The sequence below is a fragment of the Bordetella tumulicola genome (assembly GCF_965138755.1).
GTDB classification, from domain to species: Bacteria; Pseudomonadota; Gammaproteobacteria; order Burkholderiales; family Burkholderiaceae_B; genus Bordetella_A; species Bordetella_A tumulicola.
This window is the reverse complement of sequence record NZ_CBCSFP010000001.1, coordinates 1,109,552-1,122,463: the sequence shown is the minus strand read 5'-3', so window position 1 is coordinate 1,122,463 and position 12,912 is coordinate 1,109,552. Positions and strand designations below refer to the sequence as shown.

General features: G+C 59.0%; 11 protein-coding genes and 1 tRNA gene. 1 reads left to right on the top strand and 11 read right to left on the bottom strand.

Translation table 11 applies throughout. The features are described from left to right. Positions 1 to 15: 15 nt before the first annotated feature. The 11 genes from ACNAZS_RS05210 to ACNAZS_RS05160 form a co-directional block, all read right to left on the bottom strand. On the bottom strand, positions 16 to 786 hold the full coding sequence (locus ACNAZS_RS05210; protein WP_415786811.1) for an enoyl-CoA hydratase/isomerase family protein: 771 nt from the start codon (positions 784 to 786) through the stop codon (positions 16 to 18). A gap of 2 nt (positions 787 to 788) precedes the next feature. After that, positions 789 to 1,763, bottom strand: a complete 975-nt coding sequence (locus ACNAZS_RS05205) for an aminopeptidase (protein WP_415786809.1) — start codon at positions 1,761 to 1,763, stop codon at positions 789 to 791. A gap of 7 nt (positions 1,764 to 1,770) precedes the next feature. Then, complete coding sequence (gabT, locus tag ACNAZS_RS05200) at positions 1,771 to 3,117, bottom strand: 4-aminobutyrate--2-oxoglutarate transaminase (RefSeq protein WP_415786807.1); 1,347 nt, start codon at positions 3,115 to 3,117, stop codon at positions 1,771 to 1,773. A 153-nt stretch (positions 3,118 to 3,270) separates the two neighbouring features. Continuing rightward, on the bottom strand, positions 3,271 to 3,648 hold the full coding sequence (locus tag ACNAZS_RS05195; protein WP_415786805.1) for a hypothetical protein: 378 nt from the start codon (positions 3,646 to 3,648) through the stop codon (positions 3,271 to 3,273). Between the two features lie 498 nt (positions 3,649 to 4,146). Then, positions 4,147 to 4,677, bottom strand: coding sequence for an alpha/beta hydrolase (locus ACNAZS_RS05190; RefSeq protein WP_415786803.1), 531 nt, complete (start codon positions 4,675 to 4,677; stop codon positions 4,147 to 4,149). A gap of 189 nt (positions 4,678 to 4,866) precedes the next feature. Beyond that, positions 4,867 to 4,943: transfer RNA gene (locus tag ACNAZS_RS05185), tRNA-Met, on the bottom strand. Positions 4,944 to 5,069: 126 nt separating this feature from the next. Beyond that, positions 5,070 to 6,797: an FMN-binding glutamate synthase family protein gene (locus tag ACNAZS_RS05180; protein ID WP_415786801.1), complete on the bottom strand. Its 1,728-nt coding sequence runs from the start codon at positions 6,795 to 6,797 to the stop codon at positions 5,070 to 5,072. Between the two features lie 76 nt (positions 6,798 to 6,873). After that, a complete protein-coding gene (locus ACNAZS_RS05175; RefSeq protein WP_415786799.1) occupies positions 6,874 to 8,154 on the bottom strand; it encodes an arsenic transporter in 1,281 nt (426 codons plus the stop codon). A gap of 26 nt (positions 8,155 to 8,180) precedes the next feature. Next, positions 8,181 to 9,107: a 2-hydroxyacid dehydrogenase gene (locus tag ACNAZS_RS05170; protein ID WP_415786797.1), complete on the bottom strand. Its 927-nt coding sequence runs from the start codon at positions 9,105 to 9,107 to the stop codon at positions 8,181 to 8,183. A gap of 60 nt (positions 9,108 to 9,167) precedes the next feature. Next, positions 9,168 to 10,475: an NAD(P)/FAD-dependent oxidoreductase gene (locus ACNAZS_RS05165; protein WP_415786795.1), complete on the bottom strand. Its 1,308-nt coding sequence runs from the start codon at positions 10,473 to 10,475 to the stop codon at positions 9,168 to 9,170. Positions 10,476 to 10,503: 28 nt separating this feature from the next. Continuing rightward, entirely contained in the window at positions 10,504 to 11,136 is a 633-nt protein-coding gene (locus ACNAZS_RS05160; RefSeq protein WP_415786793.1) for a cupin domain-containing protein, read from the bottom strand. 165 nt (positions 11,137 to 11,301) lie between these two features. Here ACNAZS_RS05160 and ACNAZS_RS05155 point away from each other — a divergent pair, with 165 nt between their 5' ends. Beyond that, positions 11,302 to 12,897, top strand: coding sequence for an ABC transporter ATP-binding protein (locus ACNAZS_RS05155; RefSeq protein WP_415787083.1), 1,596 nt, complete (start codon positions 11,302 to 11,304; stop codon positions 12,895 to 12,897). The last annotated feature ends 15 nt before the right edge of the window (positions 12,898 to 12,912 follow it).

Genomic DNA, 12,912 nt, shown 5'->3' with positions numbered 1-12,912 from the left:
TTTATCCTTATGAGCCTAGCGGCCTTCGAAAACGGGACGTTGTTTGTTGGCGAACGCCAGAGTGCCGTTGCGATAGTCCTGAGTGTCAAAGCACGCGTAGGCTTCATCACGCTCGGCTGATGTAAGAGGCAGACCGGAGCGCAGACGCCGCACGAACTTTTTGTGCCAGCGATTGACCAGCGGCGCACCTTCTGCGATGCGCGTGGCCACCTCGTAGGCGTCATCAAGGACACGGGCATCGTCGGCCAGGCGCGTGACAAATCCCTTTTGCAGTGCCTCGTCCGCACCAAAGATATGACCCTGCAAGAGTGCTTCCAGCGCGACGGTGTGACCGACCACGCCAATCAAGTCGGCCAGCTCCTCGTGATCGACACACAAACCGATTCGATTGATGGGCAGGCCGAATCGCGCACTTCGAGCGGCAATGCGCACGTCGCAATTCAATGCAATTTCCAGTCCTCCACCCACGCATGGACCCTCAATGCAAGCCACAGTGGGATGCCGCGTGTTTTTCAGGGTGTTGGTCATATCTAATGTGAAACGCGCGTACTCGCGGGCCTGCTCGATATTCGAGCGACTGGTATCGAAGCCCCCTATGTCGCTCCCCGCGCAGAATGCACCGCCTTCCCCTCGCACTACGATGCAACGAACGTCATCGTCGGCGTCCAGCAATGCCACGGCAGCACCGAAGTTGCGGTACATCTCCATGGTGAAGGCGTTGCGCTTGGCAGGCCGATCCATGATGACGGTATGCACGCCGTTTTCGTGGGTGACGCGGATACTCATGCTCAATCTCCCAGCGTGAGCTTGGTGCCCACCAGCACAGCCCGTCCGTCGAGCTCGAGCGTGGCGTCGGTCACTATGGTGTCGTAGTGCGCGGCTGCTTTGACGGTACCGCCGATGTAGACGCTTGTTCCCAAAGCGAGCTGAATCGCGCCGTAGACGCTTTCGTCTGAGAGCATCGTGCCATCAATGCTGCAGCATGGGTTCATGCCCACGCCTAGTTCGCCGAGGTTGTAGACGTTGGGATCGTTAAAGCTCGCCAGGAGGCGACTGAATTTTTCGGCCAAATCGCCGCCGGTGATAGACACCGCCATGCCGTCTTTCATTTCGATGCGTACAGGCTCGTCGCGCACGACCCCCACGCCTGGAATACTGGCATTGACTACGATGATGCCGTTGGCCGTTCCCTCCACCGGGGCCAAGCTGGACTCCAGGCAATAGCCTGCCGAAATATCGATGGTGTTGGCAAAGCCATGCAGTGCGCGACCACGTCGCCCGAGCACGCTCATGGTGACATCAGTGCCAGCGGCAGACGTCACTCGTGCCTGGCTGGCTTGAGTGAAGGCATCGGCCAGACCTTCGATTTCGATACGCAAAGCGTCGAAATCCGCGTTCCAGCCTGCTGCGACGAAGAAATCGGCCGCGTCGGACTCGGGCAACACAATCACGCCCACTCCGTTGCGCGTTGCCTGCTGGCGCGCCTCGGTGTGTGCGGCATTGGCTCGGGTCAGTGCAATGACGAGATTCGATGCGCGCATGGCCTGGGCCACGGTCTCGGAGAACTGTGTGCCGTGATGCGTGCTGCCGGCGATCTGAAGCAGATGCGCCCGCGCGCCCGCCTCCTGCAAAGCGATCGCAAGGGGCTCGACGTTGTGCGTCGTGTAGTAGTCATATAGCACCAGCACTTCCATGCCGGGCTTGACTTGGCCGAGTTGCGTGACGACTTTGCGCGCGTTCGGGAGTTTCAATAAGGTGTGCATCGTGGGCTCAGGCGGTGAGATGTTCAGGGTGGCCGACCACCTCGGCGATAGCGTCGCCCAGAATGTCTAGACCGCGATCAATGTCATCGGCACCCGAGGACAACGGCCCGAGGAAGCGGATGATGTTGCCGCTGTATCCGGCTTTGACGAGCAGAAGCCCGCGGCGATACGCTGCGTCCACGATTTTTGCTGTCGTTGCACCGTCAGCAGCCTTGGAGTCGCGATCACTGACGATATCCATCGCCACCATAGCGCCCAGGCCACGCACGTCGCCCACTATGTCAAAGCGCGATTGCCACTGCAGGAACCGCTGACGGACCTGATCGCCGATGCGTGCACCGCGCGTCGCGTAATCTTCACGCTGCATGATATTGATGGTGGCCAACGCCGCAGCGCATGCCAACGGGTTCCCACCATAGGTGCCGCCTAGTCCGCCAACAATCGGGGCGTCGATCAAGTCGGCACGCCCCACCACTGCGGCGATCGGCATACCGCCACCCATGGATTTTGCCAGGGTGTAGATATCAGCCTCGATGCCATAGTGCTCTGTCGCAAACCATTTTCCAGTGCGGCAAAAGCCTGATTGGATTTCGTCGGCGATGAGGACGATGCCGTGCTGTGTGCAATAGTCGCGCAAGCGGGCAAAGAACACCTTCGGTACTACGTTGAAGCCTCCCTCGCCTTGCACTGGTTCAATGATCACGGCAGCGACTTGACCAGGCGTGACTTCGGTATCCAAGGTATGTTTGAAAGCGGCGAAAGCAGCCTCCACGCACTCGGCCTCACTGGCAAAGGGGCTGCGGTAGGTCGTCGGGAAAGGGACCCGATAGACCTCGGGTGCAAACGGGCCGAAACCGGCTTTGTATGCCGGCCCTTTGGCCGTGAGTGAGAGCGCCATCAAGGTGCGGCCATGAAACGCATGCTCGAACGCCACGACGGCAGGTCGACCGGTCGCTTTACGCGCAATCTTGATTGCATTTTCCACGGCTTCGGAGCCCGTGCTTTGCAGCATTGCTTTTTTGGGCCAAGCACCAGGAACGATGTCGACCAGGCGTTCGCACAGCTCGATGTATTCGGGATACATAACGATGTTGAAGCACGTGTGCAGAAAGCGATCAGCCTGCTGTTTAACGGCCTGCACGACTTCAGGATGGGCATGCCCTACATTCAAGGTGCCGATGCCCCCAGCAAAATCGATGAATCGATTGCCGTCGACATCCACCACCTCGCAGCCGCTGGCGTGCGCCGCAAATATCGGTGCGCCATTAGCCACGCCGCGCGCGACAACCGCATCGCGGCGTTGCTTCAAATCTCGGCACAAGGGGCCGGGGACAGCAAGTATCTGTTCAGACATTTGAGGACTCCACATAGATCGCGATGTGATGCACGTTAAGCGTCATTTTTCGTTGTGTCAATGGTTGTATTGTTAATAGCACGTTAGATTGAAATATTGATTGTGTACAATTATGGACAGAGTTTATGCGGCTCTTAGCCTTTTTTCTATTTTTCAATGATCGGAAATATCAGGGTTTGTCCTGATGTTTTGCCGCGCGATGCAGACGCTTTCTGCGATGCTGCTGTCGCGTAGTGCCGCGGCACTACGTAATCGGGCAGCACTATTCTCAAATGCAGTTCCATTTGGCGGTAAGGAATAGGAACGCCAGCTTGCATCCAACGCTTCAAACGCACGCGGCAGCAGGTCACTCTGGACGTTGCTCAGCGTGCTCAAATCATGCGGGCCAGCCAGATAGTCTTTGCTGGTTAGAATGTCGGTTTTCGATTTCAGGTGAATTGATGTTGAGTAAACTGATTGCTCTCGCGTTAGTCCCTTTGGCTTTGGCAGGCTGCGAGTCTTCAGACTCAGATATTCAGACGGGTAAGGCATGCCTTGGGAAGAATCAGGACACACTAGTCGAAAGCCTGGGAACTCAGTGTCAAAAGGGCGACACCATAGGGACGAAGAATCCGGCTTTATTTTGTGACTTCAGATACGCAGTCGCATTCAACGGATTTGATTCGGCGATCTGCGTTTACTCTGGCCGTTCAGCTGAAGATCGAGTCACCAAGTAGGCAACGCTTAATCGCGCCGCTTATCCCCAACCTCCAATCAACGTGACCCTGCCTAGATTTCACGTACATCAAAAAGTTGTTAACTTTGAAAGTACGGAGAATCGAAATGAAAGACAGTAGTGTGCCCAAGAGGTAGTACACAGAGAAATTCAAGGCTGAAGCGGTCAGGCTCGCGGGGTCGGTAGGCAGTCATGAGGCGGCACGACGTCTGGGCATTCCGGTGGCGCGACGTACCTCCATTCCGAGATTTCGAGCGGGCGGCCATAACGGTGAGTCCGGCAGGCGGTGCAATTTGGCATGTCTCACCACCTCGCTATCGGGCCGTGCGGCGTCCCTGAAAACGTCGGTGAGGCCGTCCAGGAATGCCAGGCCGATTCTCTGTGTCCGTCGTAAGTACCTGGTCTTCGCCGAAACGCACGCGGTCACCCACCTGGAAACGACTGGCCTTCACGAGCTGTTCGACGATGATGCCCTCGTAGTAGCCTCCCACCTGGTCTGGCACCGTCATGATTTGAACGGGAATCCATCGTTCGGTCGAGTGGGCGACTAAGCGCACGACCTGATCCATGGCCAAAGACATTGCACCGGGCATCCGGTGGGTGTCGTGATGCCCGACGGTGACGCGGAACTCGTTGGGGCCATGCAGCACAAAGGCACTGCGGATTTCGACCTCAGCGGCCAGTATTTCAGCCATAGCCTGGTCAAGCTCACTGGTCGCGCAGCCTTGCAACTGAGTGGCGGCGGCTGCTTCCATGCCGTCGATCAGTACGGCGCGGGCGGCTGCGCGGGCGGGCGAGGGGACGCCCAGCAGGCGGGCGAGGAGGTCAAACTGGTATCCGGTCATGCGAGGAGTGGTTCAATTAACTGTATGAATAAACAGTATATACGGACCGGAAATCGGGGCCATGGCCCTTATTGATTGATAAGTCTTTGAGTACTGTATGGCCTACTGGATATTAGACACTGTCTAATAAAACGTCTAAAACGCCCCAATGAAAAAAGCCCCCACTTACGTGGAGGCCCTTGAATTCTCTGGTGGCGCATCCCTGATTCGAACAGGGGACCTGCGGATTATGATTCCGTCGCTCTAACCGGCTGAGCTAATGCGCCTCGCACAAAATGATGACTACGTATTCCTACGAAATCGCCTTTTTGGCGGTATGCCTAGGCGTGCCCGGGCAAGAACGAAATTCTAGCATGATCTTTTATTTGGATGCAAACACCTATAGGTGCGGTTTATTGGCCGGGCACGGGTGCGGTAGCGCCGTTTGTGTTGCCCGCTAATTCCTCGGCTGGCGTCGGTGCGGTCGTCGCGTGTGTCTGGGCCAGGTGAACGGCGGCCAGCGCCGTCGTGAGGTCCTGTACCGGCTGGAACGAGTCCGCACGCGCCATGGGCCAGCCTACCCGGAACAGGGTGTGCCGGAATTCGCCGCGCAACAGCTCGCCGGGCTCGAGCTCGGGAAAGAGGGCGGAGAGCAGCCGGACTTCGCTGGACGAGACGCGGCGTGCGATGTGATGCGGCCGCAATTGGTTGGGGTGGGTCAACCCGGCTGCTTGCAGCAGTTCGGCCAGAGCGTGCAGGCTGTTGCGATGAAAGTTTGCGACGCGCTGGGCTTTGTCCGGGACGACGAGGGCACGCTGTCGTACGGGATCCTGGGTGGTGACGCCTGTGGGGCATTTGCCCGTGTGGCAGGCTTGCGCCTGGATGCAGCCGACGGCAAACATGAAGCCGCGAGCGGCGTTGCACCAGTCGGCTCCCATGGCCATCACTCGGGCCATATCAAAGGCCGTGATGATTTTCCCCGAGGCACCGATGCGGATGCGATCGCGCAGGTTCACGCCGACCAGGGTGTTATGCACGAGGCGCAGGGCTTCGCGCAGCGGGGTGCCGACGTGGTCGACGAATTCGATAGGCGCGGCGCCGGTGCCGCCTTCGGCGCCATCGACCACGACGAAATCGGGCGTGATGCCGGTCTCTAGCATGGCTTTGACGATGGCAAACCATTCCCAGGGGTGTCCCACGCACAGCTTGAACCCGACGGGCTTGCCTTCGGATAGCCTGCGCAGTCGCGCTACGAAATGCATGAGGCCGATAGGCGAGTCAAAGGCGCTGTGACTGGAGGGTGAGTTGCAGTCTTGCCAGGCGGCAACCCCGCGCGCCTCGGCGATCTCGTGCGTGACTTTCGCGCCGGGCAAGATTCCGCCATGACCGGGCTTGGCGCCTTGCGACAACTTGATTTCGATCATTTTCACCTGTGGAGTACAGGCGTTACGGACAAAGGCTTCTTCGGAAAAGGCGCCGCTTTCGTCACGACATCCGAAATAGCCCGAGCCGATATTCCATACGAGTGCGCCACCGGGTTGCCGGTGATAGCGGCTGATGCCGCCTTCGCCAGTGTCGTGAGCAAAATTACCCTGGCGCGCACCTTCGTTCAGCGCGAGGATGGCATTGGCCGAGAGTGCGCCAAAGCTCATGGCCGAGATATTGAAGGCCGACATCGCATAGGGTTGCAGGCAGTCCGGGCCGCCCACGCTGACGCGAAAGTTGGGCTCGGCAATCTGGCTGGGCGCCATGGAGTGGTTGATCCACTCGTAGCGGTCACCGTAAACATCCTCCTGAGTGCCAAAGGGGCGTTTGTCGATGTCCTGTTTGGCGCGCTGATACACGATGGATCGCTGTGCGCGGGAGAATGGCGCCGCATGCGTGTCGTCCTCGAGAAAGTACTGGCGAATTTCTGGACGGATGAATTCAAACAGAAAGCGCAAATTACCCAGGACGGGATAGTTGCGCCGGATGGCGTGGCGCGGCTGAATCAGGTCATAGATCCCCAGCAGCGTCAGCAAGGTCAGCGGCACGGCCGCCCAATACCAGCCAATAGAGCTGGACAAGGCCAGCGTCAGGGTGACAACAGCGCCGAGCAACACCAGCAGTAATGTGGAGTATCGGCCTACTAACCAGTACATTTCGGGCTCCCGGGCTATCAAATGTAGGCAACCATAGCAGGGATGATGTCAGATACGCTAGTTGTTATCTTGGTTATTACTGCAAACGTATCGCCAGTGCCGCTAATGTGACCAGCAGCACCGGCAAGGTCAGCACGATGCCTATCTTGAAATAATAGCCCCAGGTGATACGCAGCCCCTTGCGGGCCAGCACGTGCAGCCACAATAAGGTAGCCAGGCTGCCGATGGGAGTGATCTTGGGTCCCAGGTCGGTCCCGATGACGTTGGCATAGATCATGGCGTCCCGGATGACACCGGTGGTGCTGGTATCGGCGATGGCGAGTGCGCCGACGAGCACGGCGGGCAGGTTATTCAGTACGGACGCCAAGAAGGCCGTCACCACACCGGTGCCAAGCGTAGCGGTCCAGAGGCCCTGGTCGCCAAAGTAGTCCAGCAGCCGGGTCAGATAAGCCGTCAGGCCGGCATTGCGCAGACCGTACACGACGAGGTACATGCCGAGCGAAAATACGACGATGTGCCAGGGAGCCTCGCGCATAATGCGGCGCGTGCCGACGATGTGCTGTTGGCCCGCGACGAGCAGTAATACCAATGCACCCGTCGCCGCAATGGCGCTGATCGGTATGCCCAGGGGTTCCAGAATGAAAAATCCCGCCAGCAGCAGTATCAATATCGCCATGCCGACCTGGAAGGTGGTGTGGTCCCGTATCGCCGAGCGTGGGGGCTGTAGTTGTGCGACGTTGTAACGCGAGGGGATCTGCTTATGAAAGACCGCCAGCAGCACCCCCAGCGATGCGACGACGGCGACAATATTGACAGGCATCATCACCGACGCGTAGCGGCCAAAGCCGATGTCAAAAAAATCGGCCGATACGATGTTGACCAGATTGGAAACGATGAGCGGTGTGCTAGCGGTGTCAGCAATAAAGCCGGCGGCCATGACAAAGGCGAGGGTGGCGCTCAGGCCAAAGCCCAGCGCCAACAGCATTTCCATCACGATAGGTGTCAGAATCAGCGCGGCGCCGTCGTTGGCAAACAGGGCGGACACCGCGGCACCCAGCAACACAATCAGCGCAAAGAGCCAGTGGCCGCGTCCGCCGCCCCAGCGAGCCACGTGCAGGGCGGCCCATTTAAAGAAGCCCGCGGCGTCGAGAATGATGCTGGTGATGATGATGGCGATAAAGGTGGCGGTGGCGTTCCATACGATGTGCCAGACTGCGACGACGTCGTTGAGTTGGACGACACCTGTTAGCAGCGCCACGATAGCGCCAGCCAACGCACTCCAGCCGATGTTCAGGCCTCGAGGTTGCCAAATGACCAGGATCAGTGTGGCGATGAAAATGGCGGCGGGCAGCAACATGATGCAGGTGTTAGGCGGTTAGCAGCTCAGTACCCGCGTTGAGGATCGACGAGCCCGTTCGGTTCCTTGCCTGCAAGGATGAGACGCATGTTGGCGATGGTTGCTTCGGCTGCGGTGTCGGGGCGAGTGTGGGCGGCCACATGCGGCGTCAGGATGACTTTCGGATGCGACCAGAGCGGGTGATCGGCGGGTAGCGGCTCGGGATCGGTGACGTCGACGAAGGCAGCTTCCAAATGCCCCGTATCCAGTGCGGCCAGTAGTGCCTCCTGATCCATGTGTCCTCCGCGGCCGACCTGGACGAGTGAGGCGCCTCGCGGCAATTGCGAAAAGAGCTCGGCATTCAGGATGTGGCGAGTTTCCTGGGTCAGCGGCAGCAAGCAGATCAGGATATCGGTCTCGGCGAGCATCGTTCTCAGTCCTTCGGGACCGTGGTATGAACGGATGCCCTCGACATTTTTTGGGCTACGGCTCCAGCCCGCCAACTGGAAGCCGAAAGGTTTGAGCGCGTCGAGCGAGGCCCGCCCGAGTTCACCCAGACCCAGAACCGAGACACGGCGTTGATCTGCCCACGTGAATTCAAGATTGACCCATTCGTGGCGCCGCTGCAGTTCGAGATAGGCCGGCAGGCGCCGATGTAGCGCCAGGACGCTCATCACGACATAGTCCCGCATCAGGCTGGTCAGGCCGCTTTCGATCATGCGGACTAGTTTTGCCTGCGGCGGGATCGACGTTCGATCGACCTGATCGATGCCCGCCCCGACTGAAAAAATAATTTCGAGGTTCGGGTAGCGCTCAGCCAGATTGTCAGGGAAGGCCCAGGTCATCAGATAGCGGACCGACTGTGGGTCGACCTGCGTCGCATCGCTGGCGAAGGGGACGTCGGGCAGATCATGGGCAAAAGCGCGGCGAAAGACCTCGACGCGTTCGGGGTAGGACAGCATGAGAAAAGTCATCGAACACCTTGTAAAAACGACGCCGCCGAACGTGTGCGAGGCCCGGGGGACAGAAAGGGGTCAGCGGTTGGCGCGGGCGAGCGCGATGCGGTCCTGCAGGCGATAGAGCTGGATGAGCGCGGGCATAAAGTACGGCTTACCTGCATAGAGCGGGATGAAGGGCATCGGACGGAAATCGAACGCTGACTTGCGCTGGTCGTCGCCTAGTAGCTTGTGCGCTGCACGACTGCCAATCCAGGGCGCCCAGACGACGCCCGAGCCGCAAAAACCCGTCGCGTAGGTCAGGCCATTGTGCTCGAAGATTCGAGGCAGCATGTCGCGATGCATGGCCACATTGCCGAACCAACTATGGCTGATTTTCACGTCCGCGAGTTCAGGAAAAAGGTTGATCAGTCCGTCCCGGAGCATGACAGTCGGCGCCGCCGGATCACCGCTTTGCGAGGCGTCGCGCCCGCCCAGCAGGATACGCTTGCCGTCCGGTGAAGGGCGGTAATAATAGCCGAGAACCTTGCCTTCGCCGCACATCATCCTGCGCGGCATCAGCTTGGCCATCAGTTCGGAGGGCAATTCCTCGGTTGCGATGATGCGGCTGCGTATCGGCACCAGTCGGCGGCGCAGCCAAGGATTGGCGCCATCGGTATAGCCATTGGTGCAGATCAGCACTTGACGGCCCATGATCGTGCCTGCCGAGGTCTCGACTCGAAAGCCCTCGCCTTCGTTGGTGATGGACTTGACCGCCGTATCGGAATGCACGGTGACGCCTGCGGCCAGCGTAATGCGCAGGATCTCGGCATGGTATTTCCCAGGATGCAATCCACCGATATCCATGCGGACCGAGCCACCGCGATAGTAGTCGGTGCCGACGTGCTGGCGTTGTTCGGCATGTGGGACTGCATAGGACTCGATTCCAAGTGTTTTTTGCAGTTTTTCGGCGCCGCGGGCCATTGTCTCGTATTGCGCTTTGCCGATGGCGCCATAGAAGCGGCCGGTCAGGTTGAAATCGCAGTCCAGGCCTTCGGTACGGATAAAGTCATAAATGAATTCGCGTGCCGCCTTGCCTTCGGCTTCAATAGCGACGGCACGTGCTTCGCCGTACTTTCGTACTAACTCGGCATAGCCCAGCCGGATATTGCCGCTGGTGATGCCGCCATTACGCGACGAAGCGCCCTCGCCAGGATTCATCTTATCCAGCACCACAACGGCACGGCCCGCTCGCGCAAGGGTCAACCCGGCCGTCAGTCCGGCGTAGCCCGCGCCGACGATGACGACATCCGCTTGTTTCGCGAGCGGCTGTGTCGGCAGTGGTCGCACCGGCGCGGCTTCCCACCAGTAGGGGGTACTCTTTTCGGCAATGGGGGGCTGTTGCATGGAGAATCTCCTTATGTGGGGATAGGGGCTAGAGGTAGCGGTCGAACTGCACCGCGCCAATGATCCACAGGATCTCGGTCGGGACGTCGCCGATATTGCGCAGGGAATGCGGTCGGTTACTGTCAAAAACGAAGCTGTCGCCGGTCTCCAGTTCGGAGGCCTCATCATCGACACTCAGAGTCACCTTGCCGGACAGGACGAGCCCGCCTTTCTCTGCCGGATAACTGAGGGCGTGGCCGCCGGATGTGCCGCCGGGCTCCAATCTCAGGATCATGATCTGCAGGTGCTGGTGCCGGTCCGGCGGTGTTAGAAGCTCTTTGTGCAGCATCCCTAGGTCGATGACCGGGCGCTGCGCACGACGGCGTACAAAAGAGGGCTCGCCGGTCTCGGGTATCTCGCCTCTGGCTTCACCGAATAATTCCTGCATCGAGATGTTCAGCGCTCGCCGCAGCGAGGTCAGAAGCCGCATTGAGGGATTAGCGATACCGCGTTCTACCTGACTGATCATTCCCATTGAAACGCCCGAGGCTTGCGCAAGCCTCTCGAGTGACAGTCCCTTTTGCTTGCGCAACGTCCGAAGCGTGGCGCCCACGTGAAATTCGGCGGTTTCCGAGGGAGAGTCGGCGACACGCCGATCCTTATTTTCCCCGTGTGCTGGCATCGAAATCCCCTATTGACAGGAAAAGCGTATCAAGCAAAATAGTGAAGATATCTTCAATAATTTTCAATATATACTAAATTTTCAGTCGAACGCCATCACTATTACTACACGGCAGGGGGATTTGTGGCTTCTATACCGGCAAGCAATACGGTAGCCGCCGCGGCGATGCTCTCGGTGCGCAATCTGACAGTCAGTCTGCCGGTTGGCATGGAGCGCGCCCATGCCGTCAACGGAATTTCATTCGATTTGTTGAAGGGGCAGATTCTCTGCATCATCGGGGAGTCGGGCTCCGGAAAATCGGTGACGGCCAATGCGATCATGGGTCTGCTGCCCAAAGTGATCCGTGTCACGGAAGGCTCGATCCGGCTGGACGATACTGAGATCATCGGCGCCGGACCCGAACAGCTGCGCGATTTGCGTGGCCGGGTGGTTTCCATGATCTTTCAGGATCCGCTTTCGGCCCTGAATCCCTTGATGACGGTGGGAGACCAAATCACCGAAGCGTTGCTGGCCCACAATGTCGGCACGGCGGATAGCCGTAAAGACCGCGCCCTCCAGCTTTTGACCGAGGTCGGTCTACCGGATCCTGCGCTGCTGTATCACCAATATCCGTTTCGCCTGTCGGGGGGCCAACGACAACGGGTGATGATCGCGATTGCGCTGGCATTGGAGCCCACTATCCTGATCGCGGACGAGCCGACGACGGCGCTCGACGTAACGACGCAGGCACAGATCCTCAATCTGATTCGCGATATCCAACGTCGCAAGGGGATGAGCGTTATGTTCATCACCCATGACTTTGGCGTGGTCGCGGAGATCGCCGACAGTGTGGTGGTGATGGAAAAGGGCAAGATCGTCGAGCAGGGACCCGCCGGCAGGGTGCTGACGACCCCGGCACACCCCTATACCAAGCGCCTGATCGCGGCCGTACCTCGTCTGACCAGCACCAACCGCGTTCTGCCCGAGACGTCTGCGACACCGATCCTGCAGGTCGAGAATCTGGTCAAGACTTATCGCAGCGGCAGCCGTCTGTTGCGTAGTGCGCGAACCGTCAAGGCGGTCGATGATGTTTCCTTTGAACTGAAACCTGGCCGTACGCTTGGCGTCGTGGGGGAGAGCGGTTCGGGAAAGTCCTCGCTCGGGCGACTGCTGATCAAGTTGATGGACAGCGACAGCGGCCGCATCCTCTTTGAGGGCACGGATATCGCCACGATGAAAGAGAACGCGTTCCGAGCCCTGCGTCCAAAGATCCAGATGATCTTCCAGGATCCGTTTGCTTCGCTCAATCCGCGTTCGACAATCGCGCATATCTTGACCGTTGGTCCGATTGCGCATGGCATACCTGCCTCTCAGGCACGCGAACAAGCGAAGGCGCTCCTGTCGCACGTGGGCCTCGATGCCGGGGCTTTCGGACGTTATCCGCATGAGTTCTCGGGCGGGCAGCGTCAACGTATTGGTATCGCTCGCGCGCTGATGTTCAAGCCCAAGCTATTGGTCGCTGATGAGTCCGTCTCGGCGCTCGATGTGTCGATTCAGGCGCAAATACTGATGCTGCTGGACCAAGTGCAGCGCGAGACGGGTGTATCGATGGTCTTCATTACCCACGATCTACGGGTCGCCAGCCAGATTTGCGACGAGATCGTCGTGATGCAAAAGGGCAGAGTCGTCGAGGTGGGGCCACCGTCGCAGATCTTCCTCGATCCGCAGTCCGCCTATACCCGCGAGTTGGTTGCCGCCATTCCGGGCCAGGAACCAGGCTAGCAGAGCCCGGGCCCT